Origin of the sequence: Paraburkholderia acidicola (assembly GCF_002362315.1) — a bacterium.
Taxonomy (GTDB): domain Bacteria; phylum Pseudomonadota; class Gammaproteobacteria; order Burkholderiales; family Burkholderiaceae; genus Paraburkholderia; species Paraburkholderia acidicola.
Genome location: NZ_MTZV01000001.1, coordinates 210599 through 228034, shown reverse-complemented (window position 1 = coordinate 228034; position 17436 = coordinate 210599). Strand labels below are relative to the sequence as shown.

General features: G+C 60.8%; 14 protein-coding genes. 11 read left to right on the top strand and 3 right to left on the bottom strand.

Features of this window, described 5'->3' with window-relative positions:
* Nucleotides 1-48 precede the first annotated feature (48 nt).
* The 3 genes from BWP39_RS00670 to BWP39_RS00660 all read left to right on the top strand — a co-directional run bounded on the left by BWP39_RS00670 (nucleotide 49) and on the right by BWP39_RS00660 (nucleotide 3322).
* Nucleotides 49-1080, top strand: a complete 1032-nt coding sequence (locus tag BWP39_RS00670) for an AraC family transcriptional regulator (protein ID WP_096716464.1) — start codon at nucleotides 49-51, stop codon at nucleotides 1078-1080.
* Between the two features lie 103 nt (nucleotides 1081-1183).
* Nucleotides 1184-2485: an MASE1 domain-containing protein gene (locus tag BWP39_RS00665; protein WP_096716463.1), complete on the top strand. Its 1302-nt coding sequence runs from the start codon at nucleotides 1184-1186 to the stop codon at nucleotides 2483-2485.
* A gap of 21 nt (nucleotides 2486-2506) precedes the next feature.
* The gene (locus BWP39_RS00660) at nucleotides 2507-3322 is read left to right on the top strand and encodes an alpha/beta hydrolase (RefSeq protein WP_096716462.1); all 816 of its coding nucleotides are present in this window, start codon (nucleotides 2507-2509) and stop codon (nucleotides 3320-3322) included.
* Between the two features lie 34 nt (nucleotides 3323-3356).
* Here the strand turns inward: BWP39_RS00660 and BWP39_RS00655 are convergent, their stop codons facing one another.
* Nucleotides 3357-4775 carry a TolC family protein gene (locus BWP39_RS00655; RefSeq protein ID WP_096716711.1) on the bottom strand — a complete coding sequence of 473 codons (1419 nt, stop codon included), beginning with the start codon at nucleotides 4773-4775 and terminating at the stop codon, nucleotides 3357-3359.
* Nucleotides 4776-5054: 279 nt separating this feature from the next.
* Between BWP39_RS00655 and BWP39_RS00650 the strand changes: the two genes are divergently transcribed.
* The 7 genes from BWP39_RS00650 to BWP39_RS00620 all read left to right on the top strand — a co-directional run bounded on the left by BWP39_RS00650 (nucleotide 5055) and on the right by BWP39_RS00620 (nucleotide 12935).
* Complete coding sequence (locus BWP39_RS00650) at nucleotides 5055-5228, top strand: hypothetical protein (RefSeq protein WP_096716461.1); 174 nt, start codon at nucleotides 5055-5057, stop codon at nucleotides 5226-5228.
* Between the two features lie 225 nt (nucleotides 5229-5453).
* On the top strand, nucleotides 5454-5636 hold the full coding sequence (locus BWP39_RS00645) for a hypothetical protein (RefSeq protein ID WP_096716460.1): 183 nt from the start codon (nucleotides 5454-5456) through the stop codon (nucleotides 5634-5636).
* Nucleotides 5637-5784: 148 nt separating this feature from the next.
* Nucleotides 5785-7905, top strand: a complete 2121-nt coding sequence (locus BWP39_RS00640; RefSeq protein ID WP_096716459.1) for a peptidase domain-containing ABC transporter — start codon at nucleotides 5785-5787, stop codon at nucleotides 7903-7905.
* Complete coding sequence (locus BWP39_RS00635; RefSeq protein ID WP_096716458.1) at nucleotides 7902-8927, top strand: lysophospholipid acyltransferase family protein; 1026 nt, start codon at nucleotides 7902-7904, stop codon at nucleotides 8925-8927. The genes BWP39_RS00640 and BWP39_RS00635 overlap by 4 nt, the downstream gene beginning before the upstream one ends.
* A 12-nt stretch (nucleotides 8928-8939) precedes the next feature.
* Entirely contained in the window at nucleotides 8940-10235 is a 1296-nt protein-coding gene (locus tag BWP39_RS00630; RefSeq protein ID WP_096716457.1) for an HlyD family secretion protein, read from the top strand.
* A gap of 5 nt (nucleotides 10236-10240) precedes the next feature.
* Entirely contained in the window at nucleotides 10241-11662 is a 1422-nt protein-coding gene (locus BWP39_RS00625; protein WP_096716456.1) for an OmpW/AlkL family protein, read from the top strand.
* A 163-nt stretch (nucleotides 11663-11825) separates the two neighbouring features.
* On the top strand, nucleotides 11826-12935 hold the full coding sequence (locus tag BWP39_RS00620; protein ID WP_157915112.1) for a retroviral-like aspartic protease family protein: 1110 nt from the start codon (nucleotides 11826-11828) through the stop codon (nucleotides 12933-12935).
* Between the two features lie 4 nt (nucleotides 12936-12939).
* Here BWP39_RS00620 and BWP39_RS00615 read toward each other — a convergent pair whose 3' ends face one another.
* The gene (locus tag BWP39_RS00615) at nucleotides 12940-16206 is read right to left on the bottom strand and encodes an efflux RND transporter permease subunit (RefSeq protein ID WP_096716454.1); all 3267 of its coding nucleotides are present in this window, start codon (nucleotides 16204-16206) and stop codon (nucleotides 12940-12942) included.
* Nucleotides 16207-16600: 394 nt separating this feature from the next.
* On the opposite strand from BWP39_RS00615, the gene BWP39_RS00610 reads away from it, so the two are divergent.
* Nucleotides 16601-16906, top strand: coding sequence for a carboxymuconolactone decarboxylase family protein (locus tag BWP39_RS00610; protein WP_096716453.1), 306 nt, complete (start codon nucleotides 16601-16603; stop codon nucleotides 16904-16906).
* 79 nt (nucleotides 16907-16985) lie between these two features.
* Here the strand turns inward: BWP39_RS00610 and BWP39_RS00605 are convergent, their stop codons facing one another.
* Nucleotides 16986-17402, bottom strand: coding sequence for an EF-hand domain-containing protein (locus tag BWP39_RS00605; protein ID WP_096716452.1), 417 nt, complete (start codon nucleotides 17400-17402; stop codon nucleotides 16986-16988).
* Between the last annotated feature and the right edge of the window lie 34 nt (nucleotides 17403-17436).

The window sequence follows — 17436 nt, the reverse complement described above, 5'->3', positions numbered from 1 at the left end:
ACTGCATTAGTATTTGGGCCAGATAGTGTTCTCTAAGGGTATCTCCCGATGAGTTTCTGGGACTTTACACGCGGCCCGGCGCGCACCCGTATGTTGTTCGACTACGGCTGCTGGCTTGGCTTCTCCACTGCCGACATCCTCGGCGGCAGCGGTCTTTCGCCCGAGCAACTGGGCGACCCGAACGCCGCGCTGTTTGCCGAACAGGAACTGCAGGTGATTCGCAACCTGCTGAAGCTGACCGGCGCACCGCCGCAACTCGGCATCGAGCTGGGCTTGCGCTATCACTTCTCTGCGTATGGCGTATGGGGTTTTGGCCTGATCAGCAGCGCGACGATGCGCGATGCGTTGCAGCTCGCCTTGCGTTTCCTGCCGCTAACGTTCGCCTTCACGACGATCTCGTATCACGAAGAAAACGACCTTGGCGTCATCACGTTCGGCGAGCCAGACCTGGAGCAGGAACTGACGCGCTTTCTCGTCGAAGGCGACATGGCGGCCGCGGCCACGCTGCTTGCCGAAGTGGCCGGTCCGGACTTCACGATCGAGCGCATGACCTTCAACGCCGAGCCGGTGCGCGGCCACAAGGTGCGCAGCGTACTCGGGGCACCGTTGCATTACGGCGCGCCGTCGAACAGCCTCGCATTCCGGCTCGAGTATCTCGACCGGCGGCTGCCGCACGCCAACCCCACCACCGCGGCCCAGTGCGAGCAGATGTGCGCCGACCTGATTGCGCGTCGGCGGGCAGGGTCCAGTCTCTCGACGATCGTCCAGCAGTATCTCAACGTACCCGGGCGACCTCCGCCTGATCTGGCCGCCATGGCGCGCGTCATCAACGTCAGTGAGCGCACGTTGAAGCGGCGGTTGAAGGACGAAGGCACGTCGTTCAGGATGCTGCTCGAAACATCGCGTCGTGCGACGGCCGAAGTACTGTTGAAAGAGCAGCGCTTAAGCATTGCGGATATTGCGGCACAGCTCGGCTTTAGCGATGCGTCGACGTTCTCGCAGGCGTTCAAGCGCTGGCACGGTGTTGCTCCTAATGTTTACCGGCACGCGGCAACGGGCGCATCGCAGCAGCCTCACTGATCAATCCGGGTTCCGCGCGGAGAGCGTGCGGAGTATGCTGACACGCCAAAGTACGCTAAGTACGAAACGTACGCGACGTACGATTACCCTTCAGGACATCGCGATGGAAACCTCACGCTCCAGACCAGGGCTCGCGGCTGCGTTGCTGTGGGCGGTGCTGTATCTCGCCAGCGGCTACATCTCGCACCTGTTCAACGGTCCAGTCCAGCAGACCGGTTATATCTGGCTGCCCGCCGGCGTCGCGGTGGGCGCATTCATGCTGCGTCCCGTGCGGGAGTGGCCCGCACTCGGCGCGGCCTTCCTTGTCGCACAACTGGCGCTGACCGCAATCGAGCGGGGCAATCTCTTCAATGCGCTGCTGTTCGCCATTGACGAGGTCGGTGCCGCGGCGCTCGCCGTCTGGCTCGTGCAACGTGTGCGCTTCTCGCTCGAAGGGCTCTATTTTCTGCGTTCGGTCATCCTGTCCGGCCTGATCGCGGGGGTGCTCGGCGCGCTCGGCGGTGCGGGCTGGTACGCGATTCTCAAAGGCGCATCGTTCTGGCATGTCGGCTTCGTGTGGGCCGCATCGGACTTCGTCGGGGTACTGCTGATCACCCCGGCGCTCGCATCGTGGGCGCGCTTTCGCGCCCACCGGTCAGGCGATCACGAACGCTTCGATGTGGTACTGGGCGTCGTGACGTTCGTGCTGCTCGCCGTCGGCTCGATCATGATCTTTAACGGCGACAGCACCGAGAAATTCGGCCTCGGCGCAGGTTACGCGATGACGTACCTGCCGATGTTCCTGACCGTCGTGATCACGGTGTTGCTCGGTGGGCGCATCGGGTCGCTGTCGGTGCTCGTGCTGGCATTGATCGTGATCCTGCAAACGGCGCAGGGCAACGGCCCGTTCGCGCTGCTCGACGAACATCACGGCCGCTCGCTGCTCGAAGCGCAGCTGTACCTGGCCATCACGTCGCTGCTGGTGTTGACCGTCAGTACGTTGAAGACAAACCCCGAGCGCGTGTACGAGCGCGCGGCGATCGTGCAGAACAATATGGAACTCGCGCTGGCGGGTGCCGGCCAGGTCGCTTACGTACTCGACCCGCAGTCGGGACGGATCGACTGGAGCGGCGACGTGCAGCGGGTGTTCGGCGTGGGGGTCAGCACGGAATCGCTTGCGAGCGTGCCGGACGTACTCGCACGGCTTCATCCAGACGATCACAAGACATTGCGTCACCACTGGCGCGTGGCAGCGGTTGACGAGAATCGTGCCGCGGTGTCGTTGCGCATCGTGTTAGCGGGCGGCGACACGCGCATCGTCACCGATCATGGCGCACCGCTGCTCGATTCGAACCTCGACGTCACGGTGGTCGCGGGTATCTGGCAGATCGAGCGCGAGCGCCAGTACGCGGCAGCGGATCAGTAAACCACGGAGCGCACGATCATCATGACCGGCCGCACCGGCGTTTTACTGATCCACGGGCTCGGCGGAACGCAATACGATCTCGGCTCTCTGCACAAGGCGGTGCGGCGGGCAGGTGGCGACGCGCACATGATCACGTTGCCGGGACACGGCACGCGTCCCGAAGACCTGGTCGGCGTGCGCGCGGAAGCCTGGCTCGACGCGGTGACAGAACAGTACCGGGCGCTTGAGAAAGAGTACGACACGTTGCATGTGGCGGGCATGTGCATGGGCGCGCTCGTCGCGCTGCTGCTGTGTCATCGCGTGCAGCACGCGCGCGGCAGGCTCGCGCTGCTAGCCGCGCCGGTGTACATCGACGGCTGGTCTACCCCCTGGTACCGCGCGCTTCGCCATCTGGTGTATCTCGTACCGGGCACCGCGGGGCGCATGCGTGTGGACGAGGGCGAGCCGTTCGGCATCAAGAACCCGCTGATCCGCGCGATCGTGAAGAAGAAGTTCGAACGCGGTGACAATTTTCATTACCCATGGGTGCCGCTCGCGTGTGTCCGCCAGGTCGACCGGATGCGCGACTGGGTGCGCACGGCCGCACCGGCGACGCCGTGCCCGACGCTCGTCATGCATGCGCGTGAAGACGAACTAACCAGCCTGCGCTCGGCGGAGTTTCTGCAAGCCGCGCTGCCGGATGCGCGCAGTGTCGTGCTGGAGAACAGCTATCACATGATCTGCGCGGACAACGACCGCGACACCGTCGCGCGCCATGTGCTGGAATTCTTCGGCTTCGATCCCGTGCATGCGGTCAGCCCCGCGATGGCTCGCAGGCAGGAGCAACGTGCGGGCTAGCTGGTCTGGCCCGCCGATGAAACGATTGCTTCGCTTACTTCGATTCCGCAGCGGCGTTGCCGACCAGAAAGCTGTCGACAGCCACGAGCGACTGCTCGTTCAACGTGCCGAGAATGCCCTTTAGCTTCAATTGCAGCTTCAACGCATCGAGGTAACTCTCGAAGAGCTTCTGGCGTGTGTTCGAAATATCCGTGCGCAGGTTCAGTGTTTCGTAGGTCGTGCTGTAGCCGACCTGATGGGCCTTGAGCGAGGAATCGTAGGCGAGGCGCGCGGCCTGTAGCGATTGCTGTAACGCGCGAATGCGCTGACCGATCGATTCGAGCGCAGAGAGCGTTTCGCGGTGATCAGCGCTCAACTGCTGTGACACTTCCAGCAGATGGTCCTGATACTGCTCAGTGACGTGTAATGCCTCGACCTCACGATAGTGGACGCTGCCACCGGAGAAGATCGGAATACTGACCTGCACACCGAAGGCGCTCTGATGGAAATTGGAGGAATCGGTGAGGCCACGCAGGTTCGGATTGGGCCCGCGCGAATAGGATCCGAACAGGTTGACGGTTGGCAAGTGCTCGGCGTTGATGCGCTTTGCCTCATAGCGGGCCACCTGAACATCGCGATAGGCTTGCTGATAAGAGGGGTTGTCCTGCGGCTGGTACTCGCCCGCTGGAATGCGCGGCGACGTCCCGCGCATGACGAGGCGCGGCCAGTGCGAGAAATCGATCTCCGACCCAAGCAGCGTTTCGTAACGGACTTTGCGCGCCTCTACTTCGCTCGTTGCCACCACCTGGTCGGATTGGGCGAGACTGCGGCGGGCTTCGATTTCGGCCGTGTCGCCGACTGTCTTCATGCCGAGTTGCGCCATGCGCCGTGTGTCGCTTTCGAGTTGTGTGAGCGCCTCTACTTCGTCGTCGGCGGATTGCAGCTTTTCCCGGGCGCTCAGCAGATCGAAACACGCGTCCGAGACTCGTATCATCAATTCCTGCTTTGCCACTTCAAGCTGCTGTCTGGCCGATTCTTCGAATTCCTTGGCGCGGCTCAGATCGTAGAGGGCCGGCATGTTGAAGACCGCCTGTGTGACCTGCGCTGCGCCGTACGCCGCCGAGTTACTTCCGCTGACGTTCACGCCAAACAGGTTCGCGCTGGTGCCATAGCGGCCCCATTCGAGTTGCGCGCTCGCCTGCGGCAGCATCTGCGCGCGAGCCTGCGGATATTTCTGCCTGGCGGCGTCGTATTGCGCCTGGGCCTGCAGAAACTTCGGGTCGTTGCCGGCGGCGTGCTGGTAAGCCTCGTCGAGACAGAACGCGTGGGCGGTCGAACCGGTGCTGAGTAGCGCGATTGCAACGCATGCCGTCAGACCGGCAATACCCAGACGATTCCGGAGGTTACTTTGCTTTAAGTGAAAACCCGCACGCCTTGATTTAGATGAGTCATACCACTGCGCCATCTTAAACATCGTTGTCTCCAATCTTCCGCTCGTGTAAAGGTCTTGACGCTTGCCTTGAAACACTCGAGGTTGGGATTTAAAACATATGCACTTCTTTGGGGATTGTTAAATCATCAAGAAATATCAAGTGTTGGTAGCCGCCCGGCTTGTTTCCTCGTGGGGCACATGATAGCCTGATTCCGGTTCGTAATTGTGGCGATTATTAAATAAATGTCACTTTGTATCTGCGGCCATTAATGGTTAATTGAAACTCTTGACGTCATTTTTATTTTTTACGAGGGAATAGCTATGAAAGTCATGACGATGGAACAGGCGAAAAGTGTGCATGGTGGCGGCCCGCTTAGCTCTCTGGGTAGTCTCGCCGTTGCTGCAGCACCGGTAGTGAGCGCGCTTGGCACGTTCCTGCCGACTCTGGGTGGCTATCTGCAGAACCCGAAGTCATTCAACAATAACGGCAAGTAAGCCAGCTGGTTGCCTTGCGCGGAGGGCGCCCTCCGCGTGAAATTCATTGAATTGAAGTAAATAATCATTCGCCGCCGTGTCAGATATAAAATCTCATTAATTCTGGCTGGGACCTGGTGATAATCAGGAGACAGTGATGTCGGGGCTTCTCTGAAGATGGATTTTAAGTACATTTAAAATCTATTCAGGAGTTGATCACATCTCTATAAAAGAAAGGCCACTCCGATGCAAAATCTGTCCGAACAGCAAACCCGCCAGATTAACGGCGGCGGATCCTTGTACGCCGATTCCGCGGCCTATACGGTCGCACTCGCCAATCAGGCGATCGGCCCCGTGGTCAACGGTCTGATGGCTGAATACCAGGCCAACGCCGTGAACCAGTTCAAGGTGGCGCTCGGGTCCAGCTGATGTCCAGTTGACCCCCAACTGATCTTCGCCGCCGCTGCAACCGGTGTCCCGACCGGTTGTGGCGCCCATGCCATGTCCGCGCGAGGGCCGTCGAGCCCGTCCAGGTCGCGCCCGGATCAGCATTGTTGTGCTCAGCGGTTCTCTACCTATGCTGTTCAACACAAAGAAAGTCCGGCCCATCCTGCAGGACGAGGTCACGGAATGCGGGCTGGCGTGTCTCGCGATGATTGCGACGTGGCACGGCCGGGAGACAACCCTGCGCACGTTGCGCAACCGCTATCCCGTCAAGATCGATTCCGGGCTGTCGTTCTTCGACCTGATCGAGATCGCCAACGATCTCGGCATTCGCGCGCGTGGCCTGCAGTTCGAGGCGAGCGAAATCGATGCGCTCAAGCTGCCTTGCATCCTGCACTGGGGGATGAATCACTACGTCGTGTTGACCAAAGTCGGTTACGGCAGCGTGCACATCATCGACCCGGCGCTCGGCGAAATGAAACTGCCGCTTGCGCAGGCGCTGACCAACATCACGGGTTACGCGCTGGAACTGAACCCCGATATCGGTTTCACGCACACCGGCGCGAGCGACCGCATCCACCTGCGCGATTACCTCGCGGGTCTGACCGGCATCCGCAAGAGCCTGCTGATCGGCGTGGCGGGTGGGGTGGCCGCGCAGCTGTTGTTACTGCTCGGACCGTCCTACGTGCAGTTGACGATCGACGAGGCGCTCAAGAAAACCGACGTCGACATCCTGTACCTGCTGACGATCGTTTTCAGCATCGTCTTCCTGTTCGACACGCTGTACTCGAATCTGGTCGGCAACATCAAGAGCTATCTGCGCAACATCGTCTCGCAGCAGCTGTCGTCGAATATGGTCGGACACCTGGCCCGTTTGCCGATCGGTTACTACCTGTTCCACAACACCGGCGATTCGATCTCGCGGGTGTCGTCGATCTCGGAGATCGGGCGGTTTCTCGTCGACGGCCTGATTGGCGGGTTGCTCAATGTCGTCACCTGTGTGCTGACGCTCGTCCTGATGTTCTACTACAGCCCGGTGCTCGCGGGTATCAGCCTCGCGGGCATGGTGCTGTTCGCGCTGAGCCGGCTTGCGATCCAGCCGCAGATGCAGGATGCGATGTCGCAGATCCTCACGCGCGGCGCCGAAGCCGATGCGCTGCTGATCGAAAACATCCGCTCCGCGCATTCGATCAAACTGCTGTCCGCCGAGAGTGCGCGCAGCAACCTGTGGGTCAATGCGCTCACGCAAAAGCTGCAGGCCATCCGTCAGCAGGAACGGCTGCAACTGCTGTTCGATGCGTTCTCTAAAGCGATTGTGAACGTCGAGCAACTGGTCATCGTGACTTACGGCGCGTGGCTCGTGATGCACGGCCAGAGCACGATCGGCATCATCTATGCGTTCATCCAGTACAAGAACCTGTTCGCCGACAAGTTCGTCGATTCCATCCAGCTCTACGTGCGACGCCGGGTCCTGCAGGTACACATGGATCGCGTAGCCGATGTGCTGCAGACGGAAACCGAGGAGCCCGCGGCCGATGCGCCGGTGCGCTCCGTCGAGCATTTCGACGGCTCGTTATCGATCCGGACGCTGTCCTATACGCCGAAAGGCGGCACGCGCCCGATCCTCTCCAACATCAATCTCGACGTGCCGGCTGGCTCGAAGATCGCGATCGTCGGTCGTACGGGCAGCGGCAAGACAACACTGCTTAACCTGATCTGCGGCCTGTATCCGGCAGCGCCCGGCACGCTGTTCGTCAACGACGTCGATCTGTCCGAGGTGAACCTGCGTCTTTATCGCAAGCACATCGCGGCAGTGACGCAGTCCGACCAGCTGTTTCGCGGCACGATACGCGACAACATCACGAATTTCGCACCGGCGCCGCGTTTGAGCGCGATGTTCGAATCGGCCCGGCTGGCATGCATTCATCAGGAGATCGATCAGCTCGATCACCGCTACGACACGCCTTTGGGTGACACGCAGAAGTTTCTCTCAGCGGGGCAGATGCAGCGCTTGCTGATTGCGCGCGCACTCTATTGCGAACCGAATCTGCTGATCCTCGACGAGTTTTCATCGAATCTCGATCAGGCCACGACACACGAAATCTGCCGCAACGTCCTGACGCTGCCATGCACGATCGTGCTCGTCACGCACGACGATTCGATCCTGTCGATGGTCGATCGGATCTATCAGATGCACGACGGCGTGCTGACTGAAATGGCATCGAGGCGACCCGAGCTGGAGGTGTCGGAATGACGCTGATGCGCCTCTTTCTGTTCAACGCGTTCTCATACGCGTTCTTTATCCGCCGCATCGTACGACGGGTTGCGCTAGGACAGTCGCCGGAGCGCTGTATCAAGATGATGCGCGCGTGCGCCGCGGTGTGCTTGCGGTTGTGCCCAGCGATCCGCTATTCGATCGAGATCTCCGTCAAGCACATGATGAGTGCGCATCTGAATCACGATCCGCTGCGCATCCGGCAGGTAGCGAACGGTATCGTGCGCGAGCTGTTCGAAGCCGAGGCCGCGGGCCTGATGCTGAAGAGCCGTAGCCTCGCATCGATGAAGGATATGGTGGATCACATGGAATGTGCGGGTGAACCGGCATTGCGTGAAGCGCTTGCACGCGGTGGTCCGTTGATGCTCGCGGGTTTGCATTTCGGCAATCTGATGCTGTTCGTCACCAAGCTACGTTTTCTGATTCCCGACGACCGCAAACTGATGGTCGTCATGCACAAGGATGCGCCGGGCGCGTTCTTCGACGACGCGATCCGTCTCGTGAACGAATACGGCGCAGGCGAGGTCGAGTTTATCGATATCGAACAGCGGGTCCATCTGCGACGGCTGGTGGTCAGTCTGCGCCGCGAGCAGCCGGTGTTCCTGCTGTTCTCGGATCTGCACGGCCGCTTCGGCAAGACGAACCCGTGCCGGTTGGGCGGGCGCTGGGTGCGTCTGGCAGGCGGTGGCGTGAAGCTTGCCGTAGAGAACGAGATTCCGTTGCTGGTGGCGTACGCAACCGGTGTGCCGTTTCGCGACCGCTGCACCGTGAACTTCGTCGAACTCGAGCACAAAGCGCCGGCGCGCATCCTGGGCGTGGACGAGGAGCGCTCGCCGGTGCTGACGATGCATCAGCGCATTGTCGACAGGCTTGAGGAAGCGCTGATGCGGCAACCCGAGCAGTGGCACTTCTGGGAGCACTTTACGCCCTACCTGATGCCTTCTCCGTTGCTTGAAACAAGCACGCGAGCCCGTACTCAACGCGCGCCGCACGGTACCTGAGGAGAGCCACTCATGCCCAGCTGGATCTCGACGCTGCGAGAGCAGAAAACACCGCGCAAGTTGCTGCGTGGCACGACGTTTGGCACGGTGATCAATGGCGTCGTTGACGTACCGGTGTCGATGCGTTTCTTTTGCTATCTGTCGATTGCAATGTTCGCGATGTTTATCACGGCACTCGTGCATCTGAGCTACGCGAATACCGAAAGCGTGATGGGCACGCTGACGCCGCGTTCGGGACTGATCGGCGTGGCTGCGCCGCCCGGATGGGCCGTGCGCAACGTGTTCGTCAACAAGGATCAGCAGGTCAGGGCGGGCGACAAGCTAATGAGCGTGACACGCGACACCAGCTTCGTTACGCAGACTAACAACGTACAAGGGATGCGCGAAGCGCTGAAACGTCAGCGCGTGGAAGTCGATCAGCAGATGGATGCCGCGAAGCTCGAATACCGCTCGACAATCGAGCAGATCAACCAGCAGATCGGTGCATTCGGTCAGAGCAGGGCGCTTATCGACAGGCAGATCGAAGATCAGAAAAGCATCGTTTCCGACGACGGCGAGCGGCGCGACCGGGTCAAGCAGTTGCTGAACGAGCAGGTCGTGACGCTCGAGCAGTACAACCAGGTGAACACGCAATACCTGCAGGCTAGCCAGGCCTATCAGGACTTGCTGTTGCGCAAGGCCGATCTCATCAAGCAGGTCATGAAGTTGCGCGGCGATCTGGAGACGTTGCAAAGCAAGTACGACGGGTCGAATGCCGAACTGAAGATCAAGCAGGAAGAGCTCAACTCGAAAGAATTCAACATCGACGAAAGCGTGAACCAGGTGCTCTACGCACCCGCCGACGGGCAGATCGTGCGGCTCGACGTCGTGCAGGGTAGCGTGATCGATCCGCCAGGTACGCGTGTGGTTGAGATCCTGCCGGCGAAGGCGGACGGTCTTATCGCAGAGCTATATATCCCGTCGTCGAAAGCGGGCTTCGTGAAGCCGGGGCAGGAGGTGAAGCTCGCCTACGGTAGCTATCCGGTCGAAAAGTTCGGGACCTACCGCGGCAAATTGCTATCGATTTCGCCGGTCGCCTTTTCCGCCAGGGAATTGAATTTGCCGGTGGATGCGGGATCGCCACAAACCTACTTCAAGAGCTGGGTGGAGCTTTCCGAGCGCACACCGGTGTTCGAAGGGAAAACGCTTGCGTTGAAAGCGGGGATGACGCTCAGGGGCGACATCGTCCTCGAAAAGCGCAGCTTGCTTGAATGGCTGTTCGAACCGCTCTACCGGATACGGCAACGCATGTTCGGCACGCCCGCCTGACGCCGATGCGGACCGGAAAGAAGCAACGCCGCGAAAGCGCGCGTCGCGGCTGGCGAGCCCCGCTGTCGTGCTGGCTCGGTGTCACGGTCCTCGCGTGCACGGCTCCCGCGCACGCGGAAGACGGCAGGCAATCAGTGCGCTGGCAGGACGGCGCGGAAGGCATTGGCTTTCTACCGGATAGCGATGTGCCGGGATTCGATGCGCACGCGTGGGGGCCGACGCCGGGTGTGAAGCGAAGCGGGCGCACGAATGCGTTAGCGGACCCGCAGGATGACCCGCATCTCCCGCGCCTTCGCAAGTTTTCCGCAGAAAAGATCACATTAGGCGAGGCAAAACGCGATGGCATACCGCGCACTTCGCGCAGCAGCGGCCGTAGCGGCATCGGGTTCTCCGACGTACCGACACCCGACGATGCGTGCGATCCAGCTTCCTGCGCCACCGATGACGAGACGCCTGTCCGTCCTCCAGCAGCATCGTCGCCGCACTTCATCGCCGGCGTGAAATACGACCGGATGCCGTACGAACTTCATCCGGTCGATCCCGACATGCTGCCCGATCTGCCGACAGCGGAAGGCCCCACCTGGGAGGAGCAACTCACCGGCGACGACCGCAACATGATCGGTCTCGGCTGGCACTTCATCATGCCGACCGGGCGCTCAACGCCGATCACCACGAAGACCAGTGCACTCGGGCTAGGCAGTTTCAGCAACCCCGGTAGTTCCGTGTCGCTCGGCAACATGAATACGGTCGCGCTCACCATCACGCATTTTTTCACCGAGCACATTGCCAGCGAGATTGGCGCCGGCTTTCCGCCGATGTTGACGCTACGCGGAAGCGGCAGCATCGGCTTGCCGCTCGGACAGATATTTCCAGGCATTCAGGGCAAGCTGCCACTGATCAATCTCGCGAATCCTAACAGCAATCCGCTGGGCACCTCGCGTGCGTTGCTGGTATCGACGGTGATGAAATACTATCTTGGCGGCCGTGAGGACAAGATTCGCCCGTTCGTCGGCATCGGCATCAGTTATGCCCGTTTCACCAATACGAATCTCAATTCGGTTTTTCAGGGCAAGCTCGCATCGCTGGGCGGTTTGCTGTCCGCGGGCAATGCGCTTGGTAACCTGCAATCGTTGCTGCAGAATCCGGATGCCATCGATAGTCTGCTGCAGGCGGGCGCCAATCTGGTGTTGCCGTCGCATACGACGGTCTCGGCGCAGATCAAAAGTACGTGGACGCCGGTCTTCATGCTCGGGACGAGTTACCAGCTCACCCGGCGTCTGTGGCTGACGGGCATGGTCACCTACATCCCGCTCAGAACGACCATCACACTCAATATCAACCAGCCGGGTAAGGTGCTCGCCTCGAACACCACGAGAATTTCGGCCAATCCGCTGCTGGGTTCGCTCCTGCTTGACTACCGGTTCTAGTTTTGCCACGGGAGCCGGTTGCACGATGCAGTGATCGGACCTGCATCCGTCGTGTCGAATCACATGTGACAAAACCCCTGCAAACGCCAGGTATCATAGCGGCCACAATCGCAAACCGATGTCGTTCGCGCACGGCGTAAACGCAACAATTCCGCAGATTCCAATGAAAATTTCGACCTCCACGCGCGCGATCGTGTTGCGAAACGCGTTCGCACCCGGCCGGCTGCTTGCCGCATGCGCCGCACTGATTACGCTCGCCTGCGGTCAGCAGGTTCCCGACGATACGAGAATCGCCGTCGACCACTATCGGCTCACCGGTGTCGAAGCAGCCGATCTGGCCAAACCGGACGCCCATCGCGCACTCGTGCAGCTTTCTCACGAACCCTGCAACCGCGATGCGATGGGCGCGCTCTCGTATCGCCTCGACGAAGCAGGGTACCGGCGCGAGTCTGCCAATTCCTTGACCCAGTTCGTCAAGACGTGCGGTCGTGCCGATGGTTTTCTAAGCGCGGCCGCGGAAGATCTGATGGCCGTGAGCGACTACGGCGCCGCCGTTACAGTCGCCAACCAGTTGCTCGCGAACGAGCCGGCCGAACCCGACTACTATTTCGCGCGCGGCAGGGCCTATGAAGGGCAGGGCGATCACGAGCGGGCGCTGGCCGACTACATGCAGACCATCGCGCTGATTCCCGAGCGCTCGACAATCACCAGCAATCTGTTTCTCCGCGCTGCCGACATGCACGCGAAGGCGGGCCGCTACTGCGACGCGGTCAGCATGATCAGGATGTGGATGTCGGCCGATCCAGAGCGGGCCGACAATTCGCAGGCGAAGAACATCATTGCCTCGTATTCGGGCAAGCAGTCGTGTCCGTCCACGTATGCCTCGGGGAAGGACAGTTTCGCGAGACCGTCGGGCAATACGATTCGTGTCGTCGCAAAGATCAATGGCGTGACAGGTACGTTTATCGTCGACACCGGTGCAACCTATGTGACGTTGACGGATGCGTTTGCGCATCGGGCGCGGATCGATACGGCGCATGCGCAGAAGGTCCGCCTGCAGACAGCCAACGGACCGGCGACAGGACTCCTGACGCAGGCGACATCGGTCAGCGTCGGTCAGGTTCAGGCCGCGGATGTGCCGGTCTCTGTTGACACTAAATCGGGGGCGACGCTGGGAAAGAGCGTGGACGGTCTGCTTGGACAATCGTTTCTGTCGCGCTTCGAAACCGCGTTCACGCCTACGCACTGGAGTATCGGCAAGTCGGCGGGTTGATCACTTAACCAGATTGCACCATGCCGCGACGCCTGCGCAGCTTGAGTCGCAACCGGTCCACGTACAGATACACGATCGGCGTCGTATAGAGCGTCAGCAGCTGACTCACGATCAAACCACCGACTATTGAAATTCCAAGCGGCCGGCGCAGATCGGCACCTTCGCCATGTCCTAGCGCTAGCGGCAACGCACCGAGCAATGCCGCGCAGGTCGTCATCATGATCGGCCGGAAGCGCATCAGGCTCGCCTGATAGATCGCATCGCTCGACGATAGTCCTTCGCGGGTGGCATCGATGGCGAAGTCCACCATCATGATCGCGTTCTTCTTGACGATGCCGATCAGCAGAATCACGCCGATCAATGCCATGACCGTGAACTCGATGTGGAACAGCATCAACGCGAGTAACGCGCCGACGCCGGCCGAGGGGAGCGTGGACAGAATCGTCAGAGGATGCGCATAGCTCTCGTACAGGATGCCGAGGACGATATACACCGCGGCCAGTGCGGCAAGGATCAGTAACGGTTCGTCGGAAAGCGATTGCTGATAGGTGCGCGCCGTGCCCGCGAAGCTGCCGTGTATCGATGCGGGCATACGTAACTCGGCCATTGTCCGGTCGATCGCCGCGACAGCAACCGACAGCGGTTCGCCAGGCGGCAGGTTGAACGAGATCGTGGTGGCGACGAAGTTGCCCTGGTGGTTGACGCCAAGTGGTGTGTGTCCCGGTGCAAAGTGCGCGAACGCGCTGAACGGAATCATCGTTTCGATCGCGGTGCTGACCGACGTGCCGGCGGACGCGCTCGAGTGGCCGCTTGCTGCCAGCGAGTTGATCGCAAGATTGCGCGCGGAATCGGTGGCATCGGCGGCGACTGTGGCTGCGGTCGTGGCGGTGGTGCTAACGGTAACGGTACCCGCGACGGCGTTGGTCGATTGCGTACCGCTCGGGCTACCCCCAGATGTACTCACGTACAGATCGTTCAGCGTTTCCGGATGCTGCCAGTAACGCGGCGCGACTTCCATGACGACGTAATACTGATTGAGCGGATTGTAGATAGTCGATACAAGCCGCTGCCCATAGGCGTCATACAGCGTGTTGTCGATCTGTGCGGGGGTGATACCCAGCCGCGCCGCCGTCGATCGATCGATATCCACGTCGGCTTCGAGTCCCGCCTGCTGCTGATCCGAGTTGACGTCCTCGAGTTCGGGCGCGCCCTGCAGCGCCTGCGCGAGTCGCGGCGCCCATTGATACAGTTCCGCACGCGAATCGCCGAGCAGGGTGAACTGATACTGCGCGTTGCTCTGCCTGCCGCCGATGCGAATGTCCTGCACCGCCTGAAGAAAGAGCCGGCCGCCCGGCACCGCATTCAGTTGCGGCCGCAGGCGTGCAATGACCTGATCGGCGGTTTCGCGACGTTCCGACAACGGCTTGAGCGCGACGTACACCGAACCAGTATTGGTTTGCCTGCCGCCAGTAAAGCCGACCACATTGTCCACCGCCGGATCGCCGCCGATGATCCTCATGATCTGCCTGAGCTTGGGCTCCATCGCCTGGAACGAGATGCTTTGATCCGCCTGGATGCCACCGATCAGACGACCTGTGTCTTCCTGCGGAAAGAACCCCTTCGGAATCACCGCGTACAGGCAAACATTCAACCCGATCGTCGCGACGAGCACAGCGAGCAACAGCAGTGGATGCTGCAACGACCAGTCGAGCGAGCGCGCATAACCGTCGTACAACGCCTCTAACGGTCGCGCGAAAAACCGGCCAATGCGCCCCACAGGTCGTTCGCCGCGCGTGCGCAACAGACGCGAACACATCACCGGCGTAACCGTCAGCGACACCACGAGCGACACGACGATCGCAAGCGACAACGTGATCGCGAATTCGCGAAACAGCCGCCCGATGATGCCGCTCATCAGCAGGATCGGAATGAACACCGCGATCAGCGAGATCGAAATCGATAGCACGGTGAAGCCGACTTCGCGCGCGCCGAGCAGCGCGGCCTGCATGCGTGACATGCCTGCTTCCATATGGCGCGCGATATTTTCCAGCACGACGATCGCATCGTCGACGACGAAGCCGGTCGCGATGGTCAATGCCATCAACGACAGATTGTCGATCGAGTAACCGAGCAGGTACATGAACGCGAACGTGCCGACAATCGACACCGGCACAGCCGCGGTCGGAATCAGCGCGGCGCGTCCGTTGCCGAGAAAGATGAACACCACCAGTATCACCAGTCCGACGGCGATCAGCAGGGTCGCTTCGGTGTCGTGCAGCGAGGCCCGGATGGTGGTCGAGCGATCGGACGCTTCGACCACGTCGACGTCGGCGGGTAGCGCGGGCTTAATCTGACGCAGCAGCGTGCGCACGCTGTCCACGGTGTCGATGATGTTTGCGCCCGGTTGTCGGTACAGCATGACCAGCACCGCAGGCTGATTGTTGCGCGCAAGGCCGAGATTGCGCAGGTCTTCGACCGAATCGACGATCTCGGCCGTGTCGGACAGTTTGACACCCGCGCCGTTGCGGTACCCGATGATCAGATCCTTGTATTGCGCCGCGACACGCGCCTGGTCGTTGTCGTAGATCTGGTAGTGCTCGCCTTCGCTTTCGATCGCGCCTTTGGGGCTGTTCGCATTCGCGGACGCGAGCGCCGCGCGCACATCTTCGAGACCGATGCCGTAGTGATAGAGCGCGGTCGGATTCAGTTCGACCCGCACCGCCGGATTCGCCGATCCGTTGACGTCGACTTCGCCGATACCCGGCAACTGCGACAGCGATTGCGCAAGGATCGTCGAGGCGAGATCGTAGAGTCTGGCGCGCGGCAACGTGTGCGAGGTGAGCGCAAGAATCAGGATCGGGGCATCGGCGGGATTGACCTTGTGATACGTGGGATTGCTCTTCAGGCTCGTCGGCAGATCGGCGCGCGCTGCATTGATCGCCGCCTGCACATCGCGCGCCGCGCCGTCGATATCGCGATCGAGTCCAAACTGCAGCGTGACGCGCGCAGAGCCGGCCGAGCTTTGCGAGGTCATTTCGGTGACGTCGGCGATCTGTCCGAGGTGTCGTTCCAGCGGACTCGCCACGCTGTTGGCCACGGTATCGGGACTGGCGCCAGGCAAACTGGCCTGCACGGAAATAGTCGGAAAGTCGACCTGGGGTAGCGGTGCAACCGGTAGTCTGACGAAAGCAAACATGCCGGCGAGCGCGACGCCGAGAGCAAGGAGCGTTGTCGCCACAGGGCGTTCGATGAAGGGGCGTGAGAGGTTCATCTGCGATCGTCGGAGCAGGGGGCAGGCAGCGTGCGACGATGCTAGGCAAACTACTTCGGGCGCGGGTTACGGGTGTTTTTCCCGTAGTTACGCGGTAACAAGGGGGAAATAATCGTCAGGGACCGGGCCGTCGGGCCGGTTGGCGATGCAAGGTTGGTCACGGCCGGTAATCGCAGCACCGGCTGGCGTGCAACGTGTGCTGGCGCACAGAGTGAAAGACGATTGTCGGTTAAGCGTGAGCGGTTGCCGGCGAGCCGTTGAAATCCACAGTCGTATGGTGCGGCCGAAAATTGAAAATGACCGGTAAACAGCCGTCTTTAGCTGCGTGGGGAGACAGGCCGCCATTGCCATTCCGGCATGGCATTTCAACTAGCGACAGCAGGAGGAACGACACATGTACGACATGAAGAACATGACGAAATTGCCCGCACTGGGTGCGAAAGCGTCGCCCGCATGGGACGCGTTTGTTGCGTTCGATAAGGCAGCGCTCGCCGATGGCGCCGTGCCGCGCAAGTACAAGGAACTGATCGCACTGGCCGTCGCACTGACGACGCAATGCCCGTACTGCCTTGAGATTCATCGGGGCGCTGCGGTCAAGGCGGGTGCTACCGAAGTCGAACTGGCCGAAGTGACCTTTATCGCCGCAGCGCTGCGTGCGGGGGCTGCGATCACGCACGGGACGCATCTGATCGAAGGATGATCCCGCAGGCCGGCGTGTCGTTCGCGCATTGCTGCATGAAACGACGCGCCGGACCGTGCGGTTAGTGACTACGAGCTGGCTACGAGTTCGCGAACGCCGCGCCCTTTTTAGCCTTCAGAAAACGCGTGAGATCGTCGAAGCTCACGTAACCGCTACCCGAGCGATCGATCTCTCTGAAGTGATCCGCGATATAACCCAATCCCGAACGCTTTGCGTCAGCGAGCGAGAGGAGGTGGGTCGATGGATCTGCCGCTGCGTCGAAACGCTGCTTCATGGTGGCCAGCACCTGATTGCGCAACGTCTGGCCCTCTGCCTCGGGGACTGCGGTGCCTACAGGGTCGGGGGGCGGCGTAACCATCCGGTCACCCACCTTGAGCATCTGCATCGGTGCATAGGCATCGGCTGTGCCTACGCTCACATACGGATTCGCTAGCGCTGCCGCCACAGAAGTCAGACCGACTGCGGCCAGAAGCGCATTCAAGCAAAGAGTTTTCATCGCTGCCTCATTTCAAACGAAGTAATTGCTATCG

Excerpts from the sequence above, each read along its gene's own strand:
- BWP39_RS00630 (WP_096716457.1), top strand. The coding sequence starts at position 8,940 with ATGCCCAGCTGGATCTCGACGCTGCGAGAGCAGAAAACACCGCGCAAG.
- BWP39_RS00625 (WP_096716456.1), top strand. The coding sequence starts at position 10,241 with ATGCGGACCGGAAAGAAGCAACGCCGCGAAAGCGCGCGTCGCGGCTGG.
- BWP39_RS00650 (WP_096716461.1), top strand. The coding sequence starts at position 5,055 with ATGAAAGTCATGACGATGGAACAGGCGAAAAGTGTGCATGGTGGCGGC.
- BWP39_RS00645 (WP_096716460.1), top strand. The coding sequence starts at position 5,454 with ATGCAAAATCTGTCCGAACAGCAAACCCGCCAGATTAACGGCGGCGGA.
- BWP39_RS00665 (WP_096716463.1), top strand. The coding sequence starts at position 1,184 with ATGGAAACCTCACGCTCCAGACCAGGGCTCGCGGCTGCGTTGCTGTGG.
- BWP39_RS00655 (WP_096716711.1), bottom strand. The coding sequence starts at position 4,775 with ATGTTTAAGATGGCGCAGTGGTATGACTCATCTAAATCAAGGCGTGCG.
- BWP39_RS00660 (WP_096716462.1), top strand. The coding sequence starts at position 2,507 with ATGACCGGCCGCACCGGCGTTTTACTGATCCACGGGCTCGGCGGAACG.
- BWP39_RS00615 (WP_096716454.1), bottom strand. The coding sequence starts at position 16,206 with ATGAACCTCTCACGCCCCTTCATCGAACGCCCTGTGGCGACAACGCTC.
- BWP39_RS00620 (WP_157915112.1), top strand. The coding sequence starts at position 11,826 with ATGAAAATTTCGACCTCCACGCGCGCGATCGTGTTGCGAAACGCGTTC.
- BWP39_RS00610 (WP_096716453.1), top strand. The coding sequence starts at position 16,601 with ATGTACGACATGAAGAACATGACGAAATTGCCCGCACTGGGTGCGAAA.
- BWP39_RS00640 (WP_096716459.1), top strand. The coding sequence starts at position 5,785 with ATGCTGTTCAACACAAAGAAAGTCCGGCCCATCCTGCAGGACGAGGTC.
- BWP39_RS00635 (WP_096716458.1), top strand. The coding sequence starts at position 7,902 with ATGACGCTGATGCGCCTCTTTCTGTTCAACGCGTTCTCATACGCGTTC.
- BWP39_RS00605 (WP_096716452.1), bottom strand. The coding sequence starts at position 17,402 with ATGAAAACTCTTTGCTTGAATGCGCTTCTGGCCGCAGTCGGTCTGACT.
- BWP39_RS00670 (WP_096716464.1), top strand. The coding sequence starts at position 49 with ATGAGTTTCTGGGACTTTACACGCGGCCCGGCGCGCACCCGTATGTTG.